Origin of the sequence: Gryllotalpicola ginsengisoli DSM 22003, assembly GCF_000419445.1 — a bacterium.
GTDB classification, from domain to species: Bacteria; Actinomycetota; Actinomycetes; order Actinomycetales; family Microbacteriaceae; genus Gryllotalpicola; species Gryllotalpicola ginsengisoli.
In genome coordinates, this window is record NZ_AULK01000006.1 from 13,979 (window position 1) to 32,588 (window position 18,610).

At 69.3% G+C, this 18,610-nt stretch carries 17 protein-coding genes; 5 read left to right on the forward strand and 12 right to left on the reverse strand.

Annotated features, from left to right (window positions below; genetic code table 11):
* Position 1: 1 nt before the first annotated feature.
* Positions 2-1,489 (reverse strand): polysaccharide biosynthesis tyrosine autokinase, encoded by a 1,488-nt coding sequence (locus H563_RS16340; protein WP_022882718.1) that lies wholly within the window; start codon positions 1,487-1,489, stop codon positions 2-4.
* Positions 1,490-1,716: 227 nt separating this feature from the next.
* Between H563_RS16340 and H563_RS0111315 the strand changes: the two genes are divergently transcribed.
* The 4 genes from H563_RS0111315 to H563_RS0111330 all read left to right on the forward strand — a co-directional run bounded on the left by H563_RS0111315 (position 1,717) and on the right by H563_RS0111330 (position 4,743).
* A complete protein-coding gene (locus H563_RS0111315) occupies positions 1,717-2,418 on the forward strand; it encodes a MerR family transcriptional regulator (protein WP_022882719.1) in 702 nt (233 codons plus the stop codon).
* A 2-nt stretch (positions 2,419-2,420) separates the two neighbouring features.
* The gene (locus H563_RS0111320; protein WP_022882720.1) at positions 2,421-3,149 is read left to right on the forward strand and encodes a hypothetical protein; all 729 of its coding nucleotides are present in this window, start codon (positions 2,421-2,423) and stop codon (positions 3,147-3,149) included.
* Positions 3,150-3,203: 54 nt separating this feature from the next.
* On the forward strand, positions 3,204-3,854 hold the full coding sequence (locus H563_RS0111325) for a CPBP family intramembrane glutamic endopeptidase (RefSeq protein WP_022882721.1): 651 nt from the start codon (positions 3,204-3,206) through the stop codon (positions 3,852-3,854).
* 109 nt (positions 3,855-3,963) lie between these two features.
* Entirely contained in the window at positions 3,964-4,743 is a 780-nt protein-coding gene (locus H563_RS0111330) for an SGNH/GDSL hydrolase family protein (RefSeq protein WP_022882722.1), read from the forward strand.
* Between the two features lie 81 nt (positions 4,744-4,824).
* Here the strand turns inward: H563_RS0111330 and H563_RS18220 are convergent, their stop codons facing one another.
* The 11 genes from H563_RS18220 to H563_RS0111385 form a co-directional block, all read right to left on the reverse strand.
* On the reverse strand, positions 4,825-5,118 hold the full coding sequence (locus H563_RS18220) for a hypothetical protein (protein ID WP_022882723.1): 294 nt from the start codon (positions 5,116-5,118) through the stop codon (positions 4,825-4,827).
* 513 nt (positions 5,119-5,631) lie between these two features.
* Positions 5,632-5,892: a hypothetical protein gene (locus tag H563_RS0111340; protein ID WP_211212388.1), complete on the reverse strand. Its 261-nt coding sequence runs from the start codon at positions 5,890-5,892 to the stop codon at positions 5,632-5,634.
* 198 nt (positions 5,893-6,090) lie between these two features.
* The gene (gene fgd, locus H563_RS0111345) at positions 6,091-7,107 is read right to left on the reverse strand and encodes a glucose-6-phosphate dehydrogenase (coenzyme-F420) (protein WP_022882725.1); all 1,017 of its coding nucleotides are present in this window, start codon (positions 7,105-7,107) and stop codon (positions 6,091-6,093) included.
* A gap of 101 nt (positions 7,108-7,208) precedes the next feature.
* Positions 7,209-7,379 (reverse strand): hypothetical protein, encoded by a 171-nt coding sequence (locus H563_RS17975; RefSeq protein ID WP_022882726.1) that lies wholly within the window; start codon positions 7,377-7,379, stop codon positions 7,209-7,211.
* A gap of 270 nt (positions 7,380-7,649) precedes the next feature.
* On the reverse strand, positions 7,650-8,375 hold the full coding sequence (locus H563_RS0111355; RefSeq protein WP_022882727.1) for a thymidine kinase: 726 nt from the start codon (positions 8,373-8,375) through the stop codon (positions 7,650-7,652).
* A 533-nt stretch (positions 8,376-8,908) separates the two neighbouring features.
* Complete coding sequence (locus H563_RS0111360; protein WP_022882728.1) at positions 8,909-9,979, reverse strand: Rv2578c family radical SAM protein; 1,071 nt, start codon at positions 9,977-9,979, stop codon at positions 8,909-8,911.
* Positions 9,980-10,206: 227 nt separating this feature from the next.
* Positions 10,207-11,433, reverse strand: a complete 1,227-nt coding sequence (locus H563_RS0111365) for a hypothetical protein (protein ID WP_022882729.1) — start codon at positions 11,431-11,433, stop codon at positions 10,207-10,209.
* Entirely contained in the window at positions 11,408-13,072 is a 1,665-nt protein-coding gene (locus tag H563_RS16345) for a glycosyltransferase (RefSeq protein WP_051142739.1), read from the reverse strand. The genes H563_RS0111365 and H563_RS16345 overlap by 26 nt, the downstream gene beginning before the upstream one ends.
* 117 nt (positions 13,073-13,189) lie before the next feature.
* Entirely contained in the window at positions 13,190-14,662 is a 1,473-nt protein-coding gene (gene mqo, locus H563_RS0111375) for a malate dehydrogenase (quinone) (protein WP_022882731.1), read from the reverse strand.
* 161 nt (positions 14,663-14,823) lie between these two features.
* Entirely contained in the window at positions 14,824-15,885 is a 1,062-nt protein-coding gene (locus tag H563_RS0111380) for an aspartate-semialdehyde dehydrogenase (RefSeq protein ID WP_022882732.1), read from the reverse strand.
* A 76-nt stretch (positions 15,886-15,961) separates the two neighbouring features.
* On the reverse strand, positions 15,962-17,266 hold the full coding sequence (locus H563_RS0111385; RefSeq protein ID WP_022882733.1) for an aspartate kinase: 1,305 nt from the start codon (positions 17,264-17,266) through the stop codon (positions 15,962-15,964).
* Positions 17,267-17,429: 163 nt separating this feature from the next.
* Here H563_RS0111385 and H563_RS16350 point away from each other — a divergent pair, with 163 nt between their 5' ends.
* The gene (locus H563_RS16350; protein ID WP_022882734.1) at positions 17,430-18,509 is read left to right on the forward strand and encodes an NAD(P)/FAD-dependent oxidoreductase; all 1,080 of its coding nucleotides are present in this window, start codon (positions 17,430-17,432) and stop codon (positions 18,507-18,509) included.
* Positions 18,510-18,610: the final 101 nt, after the last annotated feature.

Below are 18,610 nucleotides of genomic sequence, written 5' to 3' on the forward strand. Positions count from 1 at the left end.
GTCATGCGTTGCTGGCGGCCCGACGGGAGCTGCGGCTCGACTTGACCTTGGCGCGCTTGGGGCGGTGCTCGTTCTGCTCTTCGCCGTAGTAGCCGTAGCCGTATCGGCCGTAGGAGTAGGCGTCGGGGCCCTTGGTGGGCAGCATGGTCATCACCACCCCGCTGACGTGGCTGCCGACCTGCTCGATCGAGTTGATGGCGGCCTTCAACTGGTTCTTGTGCGTCTTGCCCGCCGCGACGATCACGAGCGAGCCGGTGGTCGACCGGCTGAGGATCGCCGCGTCGGTGACGGGAAGCAGCGGCGGGGCGTCGTAGAGCACGTAGTCGAACTGGGTCTCGAGCATCTCGACCAGCTTCGACATGCGCTTGCTGCCGAGCAGCTCGCTCGGGTTGGGGGGAACGCGGCCGGCGGGCAGCACGTAGAGGTTGGTCTTGCCCCATCGCTGCACCACGTCGGAGAGCTCGACGCGGCCGAGCAGCACGTCGGTGAGGCCGACGGCGCCCTCGAGGCCCATGTAGCTCGCGAGCTTAGGGCGGCGCAGGTCGGCGTCGACGATGAGGATGTTGCTCGAGGTGCCGGCCAAGGCCAGGCCCAGGTTGGCGCTCGTGGTGCTCTTGCCCTCCGACTGCAGCGAGCTCGTGATCACGAAGCTGCGGCCGTGCCGCGCGCTCATCTCCTCGCCCACCGTGTCGACCAGCTCGGCGTCGTCGCTGAGGTTCAGGAACTGCAGGTTGGTGCGCAGGGTGCGGAACGCCTCGGAACGGTTCGAGAACGGGTCGTCGGCGACGATCAGCGGGCGCACGCTGGCCTTCGGGTCGAACGTGATGCCGCCGACGATCGGAGCATCCGTGATCAGCTCGACGTCGTGCTCGGTCCGGATGCGCGTGTCGAGGGTCTCGCGCAGCACGGCGATCGCGACGCCGAGCGCCAGGCCGACCAGCAGGCCGAGCGCGAGGTTCAGCGGCACGTTGGGGCTGCTCGGGCTCTCGGGCACCTGGGCGTCTTGCACGCGGCTGAGCTTGACGGGCGACACGTTGTTGTCGGCATCCGTCGTCTCGAGGTCTTTCACGACGGTGGTGAGGCTCTCGGCGGTCGCGTTCGCGAGGTCGGCGGCTTCCTTGGGGTCGCTCGCGTTGGCATCGATCTGCAGCAGGGTCGTGTTGAGGGGGGCGGTGGCGGTGATCTGCTTGGCGAGGTCATCGGCCGACACCCCGTTGAGGTGCAGGCCCGTGATCACCGGGTCGAGCACGGCCGGCGTGGTGACCAGGCCGGCGTACGAGGTGATGCGCTCCTGCGAGTAGTCCTGGCCCTGCACCAGGTCGCTCGCGTTGTCGCCGGTCTGCGTGTTGACGAAGACCTTCGCCTCAGCGGTGTACGTCGGGGTCTTGAGGAACGAGTACGCGGCCGCAGCGCCCACGCCGACGAGGGCGAGCACCACGATGAAGAGCCACCCCTTGCGGAGAACCCTGATGTAGTCGCGAAGTTCCACGTTCTGCTTTCTCGACGCCCCGACCCCTGCGTGCGCGCTTGCCCTTATGGTGCCACACGGGTGCGCGCGCTCTGGCTCTGCGTTGCTGTCGGCCGCGTCTTTGTCACGCGGTCTGGGGGCGACGGCGGGAGCCCGGCTCCCACCGTCTCGCTCGCCCTTCTTCCGCGACAGGGTGAGTGCAGGGTACTTTTGTGCCACAATATTTCCGATTTCGGAAGGATTGTGGCATGACAGAGATGACGACCACAGAAGTCGCGCGACGGCTCGGGGTCACGAACCGCCGCGTCGTCGACCTCGCTAACGTCGGCGAAGTGCACGCGCGCAAGCTGGCGAACGACGTGTGGCTCATCGACTCCGATTCGGTGCTGCGATATGAGAACAAGCACCGTGGTCACGCGGGGCGAGCGCTGGACGCGGCCACGTCCTGGGCGATTCTGTGGGAGCTCTCCGGCCTGCGTGCCACTTGGTTGCCGACTCGCACCTACGCGCGGGTGCGTAACCGTCTCGCGCATCTGACGGTTGACGCGCTTTCGCGCGCGGTTGCGAGCAGGACGAAGGCGCACCGATATCGCAGCGCGAACGTCGAGCGGGTTCTCCCCGACGTCATCGCTACCGGGCGGCTCGCCGTGGGCAGCCTGTCGGGGGCGCTTGCGACCGAACTGGTCGAGGACCGCAGGCGAGTTGTGGGCTACGTGCCCCGTGGCGCGGAGATATCCACCTTCGCGCGGAAGCACTTCATGGTCGAAGACCAAGCCGGGCAGGATGTGCTGTTCGAGAACACGCTTCCGATTGAGTACGCGAGTGAGACGATGCCCGCCGGCGTCGTCGCCGCCGACTTGGCCGTGAGCGTCGACACCCGGGAACGAAGCGCCGGGCTCGCGGCGCTGGAAGAGATGCAGAGGCAATGGCTGGCGCGACACGCGCGATAAACATGCGTGACGACGATCAGCTGCCCGCGTGGCAGACGATTATCGAGCTTGCCGAAGCGGGTGTTGCAGCGAATCTCGTGCTCGTCGGCGGCCTGATGGTGCATGTGCACGCCGCGCGCGGAGGCATCATCGCGCCACGCTCCACCAGCGACGCCGACTTCCTCGTCGACTTCCTCAGCAATCGGTCGAGCCTGCATGCCGTCTACGGCGCGCTCGGCAAGCTGGGTTTCCGCCTCGATGCGGACGGCACCTATGCGTATCGGTTCATCCACGCCGATGGGCGCAAGGTCGACATCATGGTTCCCGACCACATGCCGGATGCCGCCGCGAGAGCGGCCCGACTCAGCAGGCGGCCCGTGCTGCGTGGAGAGGCCGGTGAGCAGGCAATCCGTCGGCGCGACGTCTATCGCGTCACCTTCGACAGCGGCACCGTCATTGAGCTGGCTGTACCGGACGAGCTCGGAGCAGTGGTCGCCAAGGGCGCGGCATACCTCGTCGACTCGCGCGACCACGACCGGCATCTCAGTGACGCTGCGACGCTTCTCGCGAGCATCGCCGACGTATCTGAGATCTCATTCGACACGATCAGCAAGAACGACAAGCGCCGCGTTCGGGCGCTCCACGCGCTGTTGAAGGACGCCACGCATCCGGGCTGGGCGAGCTTGGACGCCGACGCGCGCAACCGTGGGCAGTTCAACCTCAGCCTCTTCGCGGACCAGATGGAGTTGTAGCTCCTTCAGCGGCGCAACTCAGTCGCCCGCTAACGGCCCTCTACGTTGGTACCCATGACGGATGCTTCGCGGGCCCGGCCCGCCCTGTGGTGGTCGGTCGGCGCGCTCATCGTCGCGGTGGGGCTCGCGCTCGGGTATCAAGGCAACCACGTGGGGCTGCCGTACGCGCTGCAGGTCACCCTGTCGTACGCGCTGACCTGGGGTCCGCTGGTCGTCGCGTTGCTCGTCAACTGGCGGTTCTGGGCGGCGCGGTTCCGCTTCCGGTGGCCGGATGTCGCGCTCGGGATCGCCGTCGGCATCGTCACGCGGGCGGTCGGCATCCTCATCACCTACTCGTCGACCGGGCGGCTCGCCTCGGGCAGCGTGATCTTCGGCCACATCGACTTCGTCTTCGTCTTCACCACAGCGCTCGCGCCGGTGATCCTCGCCCCGCTCATCGAGGAGCCGTTCTTCCGCGGACTGCTGCAGACCTCCCTGCTGCGCTACCTGCCGGGGTGGGCGGCGATCGCCGTGGCATCCGTCGCGTTCACGCTCGTGCACACCATCGCGAACGGCTGGAGCTCGACGCTGCTGATCACCCTGCTCGTTTACGCGATCGGCGCCGGGTACGTCACGCTGCGCACGGGGCGGCTGGGGGCGGCGATCATCGCGCACGCCGTGTTCAACGGATTGGCCGCGCTGATCAGCTGGCCGTGGGGGGTGTGAGGGCTGCGGGTCTTGCGCCCCGTCGCCCCGCGTGTCAGCCGGCCCGTCACCCCGAATTGGGGGCAGAACGCGGGTCGGGTCGCCGCGAGACGTCCGTAGGGTCGAGAGCGTGCCACGCTTCGACAGCCTCCGCCAGGCGCGCCTCGGCCGCGCGCTGACGTACGCGGCCGTCGGCGTGCTGACCGCCGCGTCGCTCGCCATGTGCGCGCTGGCGCTGACGAAGAATTCATCGGATGCCGCGGCCCGGGCCGCCTCGACCTACACTCCCCCGACCTTGCCGACCGGAGCGCCTGCCTCCGACAGCGCAACGCCGAGCCCCACCCCCGGCGCGCCGGTCGCGGTGTTCCTCGGCGACTCGTACGTCGCCGGCGACGGAGCATCCGACCCGGCCGACGCGTTCCCCGCCCTCGTCGCCGCGCACGAGGGGTGGCAGGCGCAGGTGGTCGCCTGCCCCGGCGCCGGCTACGCCACCGCCGGCGACTGCGGCGAGAACCTCAGCGGCCTCGTGCCGACGGTCGTGGCCGATGCGCCCGACATCGTCGTGGTCTCGGCCGGGCGCTACGACATGAGCGACGCCGCGGACGTCTCGGCCGGGGCGGATGCCGTGTTCAGCAGCCTGCACTCGGCGCTGCCCGACGCGCAGATCTACGTGGTGTCGCCCGTGTGGGACGACGACCACGCCGTGCAGCCGCTCGGATACATCCAGCAGGACGTGAAGGATGCGGCGGAGCGCAACGGGGCCACCTACCTCGACATCGGGGAGCCGCTGCGCGACCACCCCGAGCTCGTCGCCTCCGACGGCGTGATGCCCGACGACGACGGGCACGCGGCGCTGGCCGACGCGATCGAGAAGGCGCTGCCCGGGGAATCCGAGCAGCAAGGCGAGTAGGGCGGGGGTGCGCGCGGGCGGGTTTCGATACGGCCGCTTCGCGGCCTACTCAACCAGCGCGGGCGGGCGGGGCGGCGGCGGTCAGCCCTCGAGGTAGCGGACGAGCGGCACCTCGGTGGTCTTGAAGCGGTGCCGCACGCGCACCATCACGATGCCGCGGTCGCGGATCAGCTGGGCCGACTCGGGGCTGAGCCTCAGCGACTTGTCCCAGATGGGCTGCCACCCCTGCGGCGTGTAGTACTCGGTGACCTTCGGGCGCGCGTCTTCACGCCCGAAGTGGCGCAGGGCGTAGCGCGCGGGCGGGGCGGATTCGGGCGCGGGCTCGGGCTCGGGTTCGGGGGTGGGGATCTCGGGTGGTTCGGGGAGTTCGGGCATGGCGATCCACTAGTGTGAGCGGAGGGGTGCCGGGCCTCAAGCGGAAAGGCCGCGCGCTCAGGGCTTGCACGGCAACTTCATCAGACGAGACTGCGCCCTGCGTATTCCCCCGAATCGGAATACGCAGGGCGCATGAGGGCACAGTAGCCGCACTGGCGGGAGCGACCTCGACGCGACATCCCCACGATGGTCACGGGGCCAGGTTTCCTGACTCCTGCCGTCTCCCTCGGGCTCGAGTGCAGCTTTGCTCTCTCTCCTCGTTGTCGACCGTAGTCCGACGAACTCGGCCGGGGATACCCGTTGATCGAGATCGGCTCGCGTGGTATGCGCGGGCGTGGCCGGATCTCCTCCCGAACCCTTAGTCATCGCGACACGACATTCGTTGTTGGCGAGGCGTGATCGAAACCACATTCGTTGCGGGTAACCGGCGTGTGAAGCATCCGTTGATGTGGTCTCGGCGAAACGGGGCTGGGGCGGAGCAGCAACGAGTGTGGTTTCGGCGATGACGGCACGCTAGTCGTCGTCTTGATCGCCGTCGCGGCGCCGCAGCGCGCGTTCGGCGATGCCGGTCGAAAGCCTGCTGGCCGCCGACCGCGCTCGGCCGGCCGTGTCATTGCCCACGCGCAACGCGACCCCGACAGCTTCGTTGCCCACCCGCTTTGCCGCTTCTACGCCGTCTGCGCCCGCCTCAAGCGCCTTGTCCTTCACCTCGGCCGCGGCTTCCGTCCAGCGTCGCGCCTCCAACGCCTGGCGGTCTCCATCGATGCCGAGCACGCTCTGAAGGCCGGTGACTCGCTCGGCTATCCCCGGCAATCAGGCTCCATCGTCACTGCAGCCTAGGACGGAGGTTCGCGGTTGACACGACACCAGTTGTGGGCGGCGGGCGACCGAAACCACACTCGTCGCGGGTAACCGGCGCGCGAAGCATCCGTTGATGTGGTCTCGGCGATGAAGAGCGCGGCCGAGAGCGGGCTACAGCTCCCGCAGGAGCGGGGCGAGGTCCTGTTCGAACTGCTCGAGGAAGCGGCGCTGGTCGTGGCCCGGGGCGTGGAAGACGAGGTGGTTGAAGCCGGCGTCGACGTACTGCTTGATCTCGGCGACGGTCTGCTCGGGGTCGGAGCCGACGATCCAACGCTTGGCGACCTGCTCGATGGGCAGGGCGTCGGCGGCCTTCTCCATCTCCATCGGATCGTTCAGGTCGTGCTTCTGCTCCTTGCTGAGCGACAGCGGCGCCCAGAAGCGGGTGTTCTCGAGCGCCTTCTCCGGGTCGCGGTCGTAGCTCAACTTGATCTCGATCATGTGATCGAGCGCATCCGTCGACTTGCCGGCCGCTTTGGCGCCCTCGGCCACGGCCGGCAGCAGCTCGTCCGTGTAGAGCTGCATGCCCTTGCCCGAGGTGCAGATGAAGCCGTCGCCCGCGCGGCCCGCGTACTTGGCCACGGTCGGGCCGCCGGCGGCGATGTAGACGGGCACCGGATGCTCGGGCTTGTCGTAGATCGACGCGTCGTGCGTCGAGTAGTACTCGCCCTCGAAGCTGACCCGCTCGCCGTTCCACAGCGCCCGGATCAGTCGCACGGCCTCGCGCAGCCGGGCGAAGCGCTCCTTGAAGTCGGGCCAGCCCTGCTCGCCCGCGCCCTGCCAGCCGGTCGCCACCTCGTTGAGCGCCTCGCCGGTGCCGACACCGAGCACGACGCGGCCCGGGTAGAGCACGCCGAGCGAGCCGAACGCCTGCGCGATCACCGCCGGGTTGTAGCGGTAGTGCGGGGTCATCACGCTCGTGCCGAGCACGATGTCGTGGGTCCGCTCCCCCGCCGCCGCCAACCAGGTCAGCGCGAACGGCGCATGCCCGCCCTCGTGCCGCCACGGCTGGAAGTGGTCGGAGATGAACGCGCTCTCCATGCCGTGCTGCTCCGCCGCGACGGTGAGCTCGACGAGCTCGCGCGCCCCGAACTGCTCGGCCGACGCCTTGTATCCGAGTTTCAGTGCCATCGCTTCGACACTAGCCCGGGGTGCGCGGATCGCGTCGGCGGTTCTGCTCGGCTCCGGCTGCTCTGGTCAGGCTGCTCAAGGCCAGCCGACCGCGTCGCCGGTCAGCTGACGTCGACGTCCTCGTCGCTCACGACGCCGTTGTAGCGTTCGCCGCCGACTCGCTCGACCCATTCTCCGTAGTCGTGGTTGTGGCCGATCGGGCACATGCAGGCGATGTGGATCGGGGCGCCGTCGGCGCCGGCGTGGATCTCGACGTGAGGCAGGGGGGACATGGCGCGATGACTTCCTTCTCGGGTATGCCTTCGGGTAGGCGCGTGTCTCGGGTTGACACGGACACCCCATTCAAAGCCACCATTTACCGATCGGTCTACCGCGGAACGCCGGTTTTTCCGCGCGTCGCCCCGAACTGGGGGAACGTTGCGCAGGGCGCTGCGCAGACCGTGCAGAACGGATGCGCGAACGGTGCGCGCATCTTGAGCCTGGGGCTCAGCGAGAGTCCGGCCGGGGTGGCGCCGGGGCGTCACCGCCGGACTGCTCGCGGCTCACATGAAGTCGGTGTCGGGCGCCTCGGCGTAGGCGGGAGCGCCGCCCGCCGGCCAGTGCCGTCGGCCGTTGTTGAGCACCCCGTGCGACTCCTGCAGGTAGCACAGCCCGCACAGCGCCTCGTACGTGACGCGGGCCGCGGCCGGCGCGGAGGAGGGGCCGGCGGAGGAGGCATCCGTCAGCTCGCCCTCGTCGATGGCGACCTGGTCGCCGTCGAAGACGAACTCGCCGTCGATGCGGCGCGCGTTGAAGATCGCCTTGCGGCCGCAGCGGCAGATGGTCTTGAGCTCTTCGATCGCGTGGGCGATCTCGAGCAGGCGGCGGCTGCCCGGGAACGCCACCGTCTGGAAGTCGGTGCGGATGCCGTAGGCGAGCACCGGCACGTCTTCGAGCAGGGCGATGCGCAGCAGGTCGTCCACCTGCGTCTCGGTCAGGAACTGCGCCTCGTCGATGAGCAGCGCGCTGACGTCGCGGCCGTGGATGCCGAGCGTGTGATTGCGGTGCTGCTGGAAGCGGAGGTAGATGTCAGAGGTCTCATCGACGGTGAAGTCGACCGGGCGGCTCACGCCGAGGCGGCTGACGATCAGGTCGTCGCCCTTCGTGTCGAGGGAGGGCTTGGCCAGCAGCACCTCGTGCCCGCGCTCCTCGTAGTTGAAGGCGGCCTGCAGCAGCGCCGTGCTCTTGCCGCTGTTCATCGCGCCGTAGCGAAAGTACAGTTTGGCCATTCGTCAATCGTATGGGGCCGCTCGTCTCGCTCGCTGAGGAGCGCGCAGCGCGTCTCGAAGCGTCGGTGCGCTGAGGAGCGCGCAGCGCGTCACCCCCGATCGCTGAGGAGCGCTCAGCGCGTCTCGAAGCGCCGGTGCGCTGCGTGCTGTGGGCACCCGGGGACCGCTCCCGTCGGCGAAACAACACTCGTTGCGGCTTCCGGTGGGGCCGCGGCCGCCGAAACAACACGCGTTGCGGGTAAGTGGGACGCGAAGCATCCGTTGATGTGATCTCGTCGACGTGGCGAAGGCGCACAGCGACCATGAGTGTTGTTTCGGCAGCAACGAGGCATGGGGGCAGACTGCCGGCAGCGCGCAGCGCGTCTCGAAGCGCCGGTGCGCTGAGGAGCGCGCAGCGCGTCTCGAAGCGCCGGCCCCCGATCGCTGAGGAGCGCGCAGCGCGTCTCGAAGCGCCGGTGCGCTGAGGAGCGCGCAGCGCGTCTCGAAGCGCCGGCCCCCCGATCGCTGAGGAGCGCGCAGCGCGTCTCGAAGCGTTAGAACAGTGTGGGCTGGGGCTGTAGGGACGCGGCATCCGTCTGCTCGACCTGCTCGACGAATCGGATGCTGCGCCGGCGCTCGACGCCGCCCGTGACCGGGTCTTCGCGGCCGCGGGTCAGCCCGTGCTTGCGGATCAGCGGTTTGATGCGGGCCGCGAGCCAGCGGCGGTACTCCTTGGGGGCGTAGGCGCCGTTCTTGTACAGCTCGGCGTAGCGGTCGAGCAGCTCGGGGTGCTCGCGCTCGAGCCAGAACGTGAACCACTGCTTGACCCCGGGCTTGAGGTGCAGCGCCGTGTACAGCACGCTCGTGGCTCCGGATGCCTTCACCTGGGCCAGCGCGTGGTCGAGGTGCTCGGTGGAGTCGGTGAGGAACGGCAGGATCGGCATCATGAAGACGCTGCAGTCGAGCCCCGCCTCGCGCACGGCGGTGACCGTGGCCAGCCGCTCCTTGGCGCGGGGCGTGCCGGGCTCGACGGATTGCTGCAACTCGTCGTCGTAGATCGCGATCGACATCGCGAGGTCGACAGGCACGCGCTCGCTCGCCGCCTTCAGCAGCGGCAGATCGCGGCGCAGCAGGGTGCCTTTGGTGAGGATCGAGAACGGGGTGCCGCTGTCGGCGAGCGCCTCGATGATGCCGGGCATCAGCTTGTAACGCCCCTCGGCCCGCTGGTACGGGTCGGTGTTGGTGCCGAGCGCGACGGCCGGCCGCTCCTGCTGCCACTTCGGCCGGGCGACCTCACGGCGCAGCACCTCGGCGACGTTGATCTTCACCACGATCTGACTGTCGAAGTCCTTGCCGGCATTGAGCTCGAGGTAGGTGTGCGTGGGGCGGGCGAAGCAGTACACGCAGGAGTGCTGGCAGCCGCGGTAGGGGTTGATGGTCCAGGCGTAGGGCATCACCTTCGAGCCGCCGGGCACCTGGTTCAGCGCCGACTTGGCGAGGATCTCGTGGAACGTCACGCCCTGGAACTCCGGCGTGCGCACCGTGCGCACGAGGTTGTTCAGCTTCGCGAGGCCCGGCAGCGCGTCGTCGCTCTCGACCCCGAGTTCCTGGTTCTGCCACCGCATGGCTCTATTAGAACACTGCTTCGAGGCCTTCTCCACAGAGTTTCGAACATGTGTAGAACGCGGGCGACGGATGCGGCGAAGCATCCGTCACTGAACGCAGGATGTGTCACCGGGACGGCCGCCCAGGAGTGACAGATCGTGCGAAAGGTGACGGATGCCGCGGGCGGCGGGCAGCGCGGGTCTCCATTCGCCCTGCGGGCGAGTCGACCAACGGGAGCGGTCCCGCCTCAGGCGGGCAGCAGCGCCCGCATCCACTCCACGACGGCCGGAGTGCTGAAGGCGAGCCACCAGCCGATGCCGATCTGCACGGCTGCCACCAGCCCGATGCCGACTGTCGCGCCGCGGGAGCGCACCGTCGGGATGAGCGCGAACGAGAACGCCGTCATGGTGAGGAACGTCGCCCCGGCGGAGTCTCCGGAGGCGAGGCCCAGCAGCATCGCGATGATGTGCGACGCGTAGACGATCGCCGCCACGGCGATCGCGATGGGCCGGCGCAGGATGAGGGCCACGACGCAAGCGGCGAGCAGGCTCGCGGCGATGGGGATGCCGCCGTTGGAGGTGATCAGCTGCCAGGCGGTGGCGTGGGTGGGCGCGTTCGTGCCGAGGGCCGCGAACAGCTGCCCGGGATCGCGGGCGCGGAAGGCGAGCTCCAGCAGCACCCAGGTCACGAACGCGGCCACGGTCGGGAACAGCAGCACCACCACGACGGCGACGCGCATGCGGGCCGCCGATCGCCGCGGCACCAGCACGGGCGCGGTGGCCGCGGCAGCGAGCACGAGGGCGATGCCGACGCGGCTCGTGAGAGCCGCGGACATGAACAACAGCCCGGCGCGGAACCCCGAGCGGGTCGCATCCCACCGGGCGAAGCGGAGCATGTCGAGCAGCCCGATGCCGAAAAGGGCCGAGGCGACGAACAGCGAACTGAACTGCGTGGCGAGGTAGAAGGTGATCGGGTTCGCGGCGACCGCCAGGATGAGCACGGCGATCACCGTGCCGGGCATCCGCCGGCGCACCAGGAACTGGAGCATCTCTTGCACGAAGAAGCCCGCCGCGAGCGCCCCGACGATCCCCAGGGCGAGCTCGCCGCCGGGGAAGGTGATCGTCAGCAACGCGGTCACGAGATCTGCCAGCGGCGGGTACAACTCGCCGATGAGCTTCAGACTCGAGCCGGACCAGTCGAGCTTGCCGACGTTGGCGATCACGCGGTCGATCGGGGACGACGGAAGCGGCATCCGTGAGCCCCAGACCGCCACCGCGAGGTACGGCAGTGCGAACGCCGCGCGCAGCGCCCAGCGAGCCCAGGCCGCCTGGGGGAACGGCGAGAGGTGCGCGAGCGGACGCAGCCGCGCCGCCCGCCGCCCGCGCTCGCGCGGCACGACCTGGGCGGTCGGGACCAGGACCAGGGCACCCGTGGGCGGCTGCGACGTCTCAGTTCTGCTGGGCGGTGAGCCCATGGTCGGTCTTCTCCCAGTAGTGCGGCTTGGTGATCAGTTGCCACAGCGCCTTGTATGCGGCGATCGAATGCAGGATCCAGTAGGCCGGGTTCAGCAGCGCCCACAGCACCAGACGCAACCGCTTCTGACTGAACGGGCCGAGCATGTTGACGTAGACCATGATCGCGTTGCCGATCAGGAAGTTGAACAGCATGATCCACGCCGCCCAGGTCGGCACGACGGTCTCGACCAGCTCGCCCGGAATGAACGGCGACGCGGCCACCAGCACGTACGAGGGCAGCACCGCCAGAAACGTGACCGGCGTTCCGGCGATCAGCAGCACGAACCCGAGGAACGGAACGACACCGATCTGACGGATGAGAGCGCGCGGCCGCCTGGCGTGCACCAGCGTGGTCTGCATGTAGCCCTTGATCCAACGGCTGCGCTGCCGCACGAAGTTGGGGATGCTGGTGTTCGCCTCCTCCATGGTCGTCGAGTCGATGACGCCGACACGGTAACCGCGGGCGCTGGCACGGATGCCCAGGTCGGCGTCCTCCGTGACGTTGTAGGGATCCCACCCGCCGAGCTCGCGCAGCATCTGCGTGCGGAAGTGATTGGACGTGCCGCCCAGCGGGATCGGCAGCCGTGTCGCCTCGAGCCCGGGAAGCATGTAGTAGAACCAGAACCCGTACTCGAGGGTGAACATGCGGGTCAGCGCGTTCTCCTCATCGTTGAAGAAGCTCAGCGCCGCCTGCAGGCAGACCAGGCTGCGGGAACCGTTGCGGAACGCGACCACCGCCTTCTTCAGCTGGTCGGGCTCGGGCGTGTCCTCCGCGTCGTAGATCACCAGCAGCTCGCCCGAGGCGACGAACAGTCCGACGTTGCACGCCCGCGGCTTGGTCTGCGGATACCCGCGCGGAACGACGACGACGTGGAAGTTGGGTGGCGGATCGCTCGCAGCAACGGCCGCACGGGTCTCGTCGTCCTCTTCCTCGGTGAGGATCAGCACCTCGAGCTTGTGGGCCGGGTAGTCGAGCCCGCCGAGGTTGCCGATCAGTTGGGCGACGATGTTGGCCTCGCGGAACACCGGGACGAGCACCGTGTACACCGGCAGGTCTTCGTCACGCAGCTGCTCGATCTGCCGGCGCCCCACCCGTTCGACATGGTCGTAGCGGGCGCCGACCATCGACAGCACGTACTTGAACAGGATCGCGAACAGGAACGCGAGGCTCGAGCCGCCGATGACGACCAGCAGGGTCGCGCGGGGCCACAGCGCGAGGCATCCGATCAACACGGCGACGGCGACGAGCAGCACGACCAGCTGTGAGCGGGTGACGACGCGGCGGGCCGAGAGCATCGGCTCGCGCTCGTAGAGCTGATTCGCGGCGTCGTGGGCGACGGCATGTGAGAACACACGGAGCAGGGTCCGACGCATCGCCCAGGTCTCGGTGGCCACCCACTCGACGCGGGCCGCGAGAAGCCGCTCGGCGTGCGCGGTGAGCTCGGGCGAGGGCGCGACGGCAACGGCGGCGAGCACGGTAACTGCGTCGAGGCGGCGCAGCGGCATCCAGCCTTCGTCGACGAAGCTCTGACCGGAGAACGAGCGGATCAGCTCCTCATCCAGCGCCTCGCCCTCCACGTCGACGACAGGAAGCTCCACTCGGTCAGTAGACCGAGAAGTGCGGCCGTTGGTCAAGCCAACAGCGGGAATTCGCTGCGAGCGCGGGTCTCCATTCGCCCTGCGGGCGAGTCGACCAGCGGGGACGGCGGGCGGCGACTACTTGGGCAGGCCGAGGGTGGCGGCGGTGCGCTCCATGGTGGCGTGGGCGAGCTCGGGGTTCTCGTCGAGCTTCTGCCCGAGGGTCGGGATGAGCGACTTGAGCCCCTCCTGCCATGTGCCCGCGTACTCGTCGGGGAAGCAGGTCTTGAGCACGTCGAGCATGATCGAGACCGCCGTCGAGGCGCCCGGCGAGGCGCCGAGCAGGCCGACGATCGAGCCATCCGTGTGCGCCACGACCTCGGTGCCGAACTGCAGCACGCCGCCCTTCTTCGGATCCTTCTTGATCACCTGGGCGCGCTGGCCGGCGGTGATCAGCTCCCAGTCCTTCGGCTCGGCCGACGGCATGAACTTGCGCAGTTCGTCGAACTTCTGCTTCTTGGTGAGGGTCAGCTGGCCGATCAGGTACTTGAGCAGCACCATGTTGTCCTTGGCCACAGAGAGGTAGGGCCAGATGTTGCTGGGGCGGATGCCCGCCGGCAGGTCGAGGATGCTGCCGTACTTGAGGAACTTGGGGTCGGCGCCCGCGTACGGGCCGAACAGCAGCGACGCCTCGCCGTCGACGATGCGCTTGTCGAGGTGCGGCACGCTCATGGGCGGGGCGCCGGCCTCGGCCTGCGAGTAGACCTTCGCGTTGTGCTTGGCGACGACCTCGGGGTTCGTCGTCTTGTAGAACTCGCCGCTGATCGGGAAGGTGCCGTAGCCGTTCGCCTCGGGGATGCCCGCCTTCTGCAGCAGCTTGAGCGCCCATCCGCCCGCGCCGACGAACACGAAGGGCGCCTCGATGGTGAAGGTGCGCTGCTCGACCAGCTGGCGCACGGTCAGCTGCCAGGCGCCGGCCTTCGTCTTGCGCAGGCCGCGCACCTCGGAGTTGAGGCGCAGCTCGGCGCCGCCCGAGACCAGGTTGTCGATGAGCTTCTTGGTGAGCGTGCCGAAGTTGACGTCCGTGCCGGCGATGGACCGGGTGGCGGCGAAGTGCTCGCGCCGGTCGCGCTTGTACATGAGCAGCGGCGCCCACTCGGCGACCTGGGCGCGATCCTCGGTGAACTCCAGCTCTTCGAAGAGAGTGTGCTGCTTGAGCGTCTGGTACCGCATGCGCAGGTACTCGATGTCGCTCGGCTTGCGCACGAAGGTCATGTGCGGGGCGGGGTTGATGAACGACTTCGCCTCGCCGAGCTTGCCCTCCTCCACCAGCGTCGCCCAGAACTGGCGGCTCTGCTGGAACTGCTCGTTGATCTGGATGGCCTTGGCCGGGTCGTCGGGGTGCGGCATGTAGTTCAGCTCGCACAGCGCACTGTGGCCCGTGCCCGCGTTGTTCCACGGGTTCGAGCTCTCTTCCGCGACCGAGCCCAGGCGCTCGACGATGACGATGGACCAATCGGGGCGCACCCGCTTGAGGAAGGTGCCGAGTGTGGCGGACATGATTCCGCCGCCGATCAAGACCACGTCGACGGGGGCTTGGGAGCTACTCACCCCAGCATCCTATTTGGTGCGCTCTCGGTCTCCATTCAGCCTGCGGCTGAGTCGACCAGCGGCGGGCGGAGCCCGATGATCGACTCACGCGCAGCGTGAATGGAGATCGAAGGGGCGCGGGTCTCCATTCAGCCTGCGGCTGAGTCGACCAGCGGGTCCGGCTACGCGGCTGAGTCGACCAGCGAGGAAGCGACGAGCTCGGCGATCTGCACGGCGTTCAGGGCGGCGCCCTTGCGCAGGTTGTCGTTGGAGACGAAGAAGGCGAGACCGCGGCCCGCGGGCGCACCCTCGTCGGCACGGATGCGTCCCACGAAGCTCGGGTCCCGGCCGGCGGCCTGCAGGGGGGTCGGGATGTCCGAGAGGGCGACGCCCGGGGCATCCGTCAGCAACTCGGTCGCGCGCTCGGGCGTGAGCTCGCGCTCGAACTCGGCGTTCACCGACATGGAGTGCCCGGTGAAGACCGGCACGCGCACGCAGGTGCCGGAGACGAGCAGCTCGGGCAGTTCGAGGATCTTGCGGCTCTCGTTGCGCAGCTTCTTCTCCTCGTCGGTCTCGCCCAGGCCGTCGTCGACGAGGTTGCCGGCCAAGGGCACGACGTCGAAGGCGATCGGCCGCTGGTAGACCTGCGGCTCGGGCAGCGGCACCGCGGCTCCGTCGTGCACGAGGCCGAGCAGCGCGCCCGACTCGACGGCGGCGGTGGCCTGCTCGGCGAGCTCGGTGGCGCCCTTGAGCCCTGAGCCCGAGACGGCCTGGTAGGTGGAGACGATCAGGCGCCGGAGGCCCGCCTCGCGATCGAGCACCTTGAGCACGGGCATGATCGCCATGGTCGTGCAGTTCGGGTTCGCGATGATGCCCTTCTTCGCGTCGGCGAGGGCGTGCGGGTTGACCTCGGAGACGATGAGCGGCACCTCCGGGTCCATCCGCCAGGCGCTGGAGTTGTCGATCACGATGGCGCCGGCCGCGGCGAAGCGGGGCGCGGCAGCCCGGCTGCCGGTGGCGCCGGCCGAGAACAGGGCGATGTCGATGCCGCTCACATCGGCGGTCGCGACGTCTTCCACGGCGATCTGCTCGCCCTTGAACTCGAGCGTGCTGCCTGCCGAGCGGGCGGTGGCGAAGAAGCGGATGCTCGCGATCGGGAAGTCGCGCTCCTCGAGAAGGCGCCGCATCACGGTGCCGACCTGCCCGGTCGCGCCGACGACGGCGACGTGGAATCCGTTGCTCATGGCCTCATCCTCTCAGGTCCGCGGCCGAGACGGCCGCGGGAACGGGCCGCGCGAAGGCCAGAAATGGCCTTCGCCCTCAGCGGCCCGTTCCGGCGTAGACGACCGCCTGCTGGTCGCCGTCGAGGCCGAAGGCGTGGTGCACGACGCGCGCCGCCTCGGCGAGCACGTCGGCGCGGGTGACGACCGAGATGCGGATCTCGGAGGTGGAGATCATGCCGATGTTGATCCCGGCATCGGCGAGCGCGCGGAACAGCTGCGCGCTCACGCCGGTGTTGGTGCGCATGCCGGCGCCGACCAGGGCGAGCTTGCCGATCTGGTCGTCGTACTGCAGCGACTGGAATCCGATCGTCTCCTGCTCGCTGCGCAGCGCCTGCAGCACCCGCTGCCCGTCGGCCTTCGGCAGAGTGAAGGAGATGTCGGTCAGGCCCGTGGCTGCGGCCGACACGTTCTGCACGATCATGTCGACGTTGGCGTTCTGCTTGGTCACCACGTCGAAGATCGCGGCGGCCTTGCCGAGCGTGTCGGGCACGCCGACGACCGTGATCTTCGCCTCGCTCAGGTCGGTGGCGACTCCGGAGATTATGGGCTCTTCCACGATTCCGTTCTCCTGCATCTCGCGACGGATCCGCGCGGCGGTCTCGTCAGGGGTCTCGTTGATGACCAGGGTGCCCTCGCTGTTGTTGAACGAGGAGCGCACGTGCAGCGTCACCCCATGACGACGGGCATATTCCACTGCGCGTATATGAAGCACCTTCGCCCCGGCCGCCGCCAGCTCGAGCATCTCCTCGCTCGAGATGGTGTCGATCTTCTGCGCCAGCGGCACGATGCGCGGGTCGGAGGTGAAGATGCCGTCGACGTCGGTGTAGATCTCGCAGACGGATGCGTCGAGCGCGGCGGCCAGCGCAACGGCCGTGGTGTCCGACCCGCCCCGGCCCAGCGTGGTGATGTCGCGGCTCTCGCGGCTGAAGCCCTGGAAGCCGGCCACGATCGCGATCGCGCCCTCGTCGAGCGCCTCCCTGACCCGGCCCGGGGTGACGTCGACGATGCGGGCGGCGCCGTGCACGGCATCCGTGATCATGCCCGCCTGCGAGCCCGTGAACGAGCGCGCGTCGTACCCCATCGTCTTGATCGCCATGGCCAGCAGCGCCATCGAGATGCGCTCGCCGGCGGTGAGCAGCATGTCGAGCTCGCGCGGCTCGGGGATCAGCGCGACCTGGTGCGCCAGGTCGATCAGCTCGTCGGTGGTGTCGCCCATCGCGCTGACGGCCACGACCACCTCGTTGCCCGCCTGGCGCGTCTCGACGATGCGCTTGGCGACGCGCTTGATGCTCTCGGCATCCGCGACCGAGCTGCCGCCGAACTTCTGGACGATCAACGCCACGGGCGTACTCCTCCGGGCCTGGTGGGACTTTTCCACATTCTATGGGGGCGTTACGGGGGGATTACGCGCGGCCGCCCGCCCCACGCTGGTCGAGTAGCCGCGCCGGGTCTCCATTCACGCTCCGCGTGAGTCGACCGGCGGGTGGCCCGCATACGCTGGCCTCATGAGCGCAGCGCGGGTGGTCGTCGTCGGTTCCGGGGTCGCGGGGGCGGCGACGGCGTTCGGGTTGGCGCGGCGCGGGGCATCCGTCACCGTGGTCGACGCGGGGCTCGCCGGGCGCGCGACGGCGGCCGGTGCGGGGATCATCCAGCCGTGGTCGGTGCGGCGCGAGGGCGAGTTCTACGAGCTGTACGCCGCGGGCGCCGCGTTCTACCCCGAACTCGTCTCGGCGCTTGCCGAACACGGGGTCGACGACATCGGCTACAAGGTCACCGGCGCGCTGCTCGTCTCGGAGGACGCCGCCGAACTCGACGAGGCCGAGGCCCGGCTCACCGCCCGGCAGCCGGACGCGCCCCCGATGGGCGAGCTGCGGCGACTGACCTCGGCGCAGGCGACCGAGCTGTTCCCTCCGCTGGGGCCGCGCCTCGACGCGGTGCTGATCGGCGGCGGGGCGCGGGTCGACGGGCGGATGCTGCAGGCCGGACTGCTGCTGGCCGCGCAGTCGCTCGGAGCACGGGTGCTCGACGACGAGGCGACGCTGGAGGCATCCGATCGCGGTCTGTCGCTCGTCGTCGGCGAGGGCGAGACGCTCGAGGCCGACGCGATCGTCGTCGCCTGCGGGGCGTGGACCAACCGGGTGCTCGAGCCGACCGGCGCGCGCGTGCCCGTCGAGCCGCAGAAGGGGCAGATCACGCACCTGCGCGTCGCCGCCGACACGTCGGCGTGGCCGGTGGTCTCGCCGTTCGCGTCGCACTACCTGCTGGCATTCGACGACTCGCGCGTCGTGGTCGGGGCGACGCGCGAGACGGGCAGCGGCTTCGACACCCGGATCACGGCGCAGGGGCAGCTCGAGGTGCTGCACAACGCGCTGTCGGTGGCGCCGGGGCTCGCGCACGCGGCGATCATCGAGACGCGCGTGGGGCTGCGGCCTCTGCCCGTTGGCGAGTTGCCGACGGTGGGGCCTGTGGCGACGGATGCCTCGGGCCCGGCGCTCTTCGTCAACGCCGGCTTCGGTGCCGCCGGGCTGACGATGGGGCCGCTCGTGGGCGACCGGCTCGCGGCGCAGGTGCTCGACGGGGTATAGAGGTCTGCTGCGCCGCGGGTCTCCATTCAGCCGCTGCGCGGCTGAGTCGACCAGCGGAGGGGTGGGCCGCTGCGCGGCTGAGTCGACCAGCGGAGGGGTGG

What these genes read in the sequence shown, in the direction of transcription:
- H563_RS0111380 (WP_022882732.1), bottom strand. Translation starts at nt 15,885, where the DNA reads ATGAGCAACGGATTCCACGTCGCCGTCGTCGGCGCGACCGGGCAGGTC.
- H563_RS0111315 (WP_022882719.1), top strand. Translation starts at nt 1,717, where the DNA reads ATGACAGAGATGACGACCACAGAAGTCGCGCGACGGCTCGGGGTCACG.
- H563_RS0111365 (WP_022882729.1), bottom strand. Translation starts at nt 11,433, where the DNA reads ATGGGCTCACCGCCCAGCAGAACTGAGACGTCGCAGCCGCCCACGGGT.
- H563_RS0111360 (WP_022882728.1), bottom strand. Translation starts at nt 9,979, where the DNA reads ATGCGGTGGCAGAACCAGGAACTCGGGGTCGAGAGCGACGACGCGCTG.
- H563_RS16350 (WP_022882734.1), top strand. Translation starts at nt 17,430, where the DNA reads ATGAGCGCAGCGCGGGTGGTCGTCGTCGGTTCCGGGGTCGCGGGGGCG.
- H563_RS17975 (WP_022882726.1), bottom strand. Translation starts at nt 7,379, where the DNA reads ATGTCCCCCCTGCCTCACGTCGAGATCCACGCCGGCGCCGACGGCGCC.
- fgd (WP_022882725.1), bottom strand. Translation starts at nt 7,107, where the DNA reads ATGGCACTGAAACTCGGATACAAGGCGTCGGCCGAGCAGTTCGGGGCG.
- H563_RS0111320 (WP_022882720.1), top strand. Translation starts at nt 2,421, where the DNA reads ATGCGTGACGACGATCAGCTGCCCGCGTGGCAGACGATTATCGAGCTT.
- H563_RS0111355 (WP_022882727.1), bottom strand. Translation starts at nt 8,375, where the DNA reads ATGGCCAAACTGTACTTTCGCTACGGCGCGATGAACAGCGGCAAGAGC.
- H563_RS0111325 (WP_022882721.1), top strand. Translation starts at nt 3,204, where the DNA reads ATGACGGATGCTTCGCGGGCCCGGCCCGCCCTGTGGTGGTCGGTCGGC.
- H563_RS18220 (WP_022882723.1), bottom strand. Translation starts at nt 5,118, where the DNA reads ATGCCCGAACTCCCCGAACCACCCGAGATCCCCACCCCCGAACCCGAG.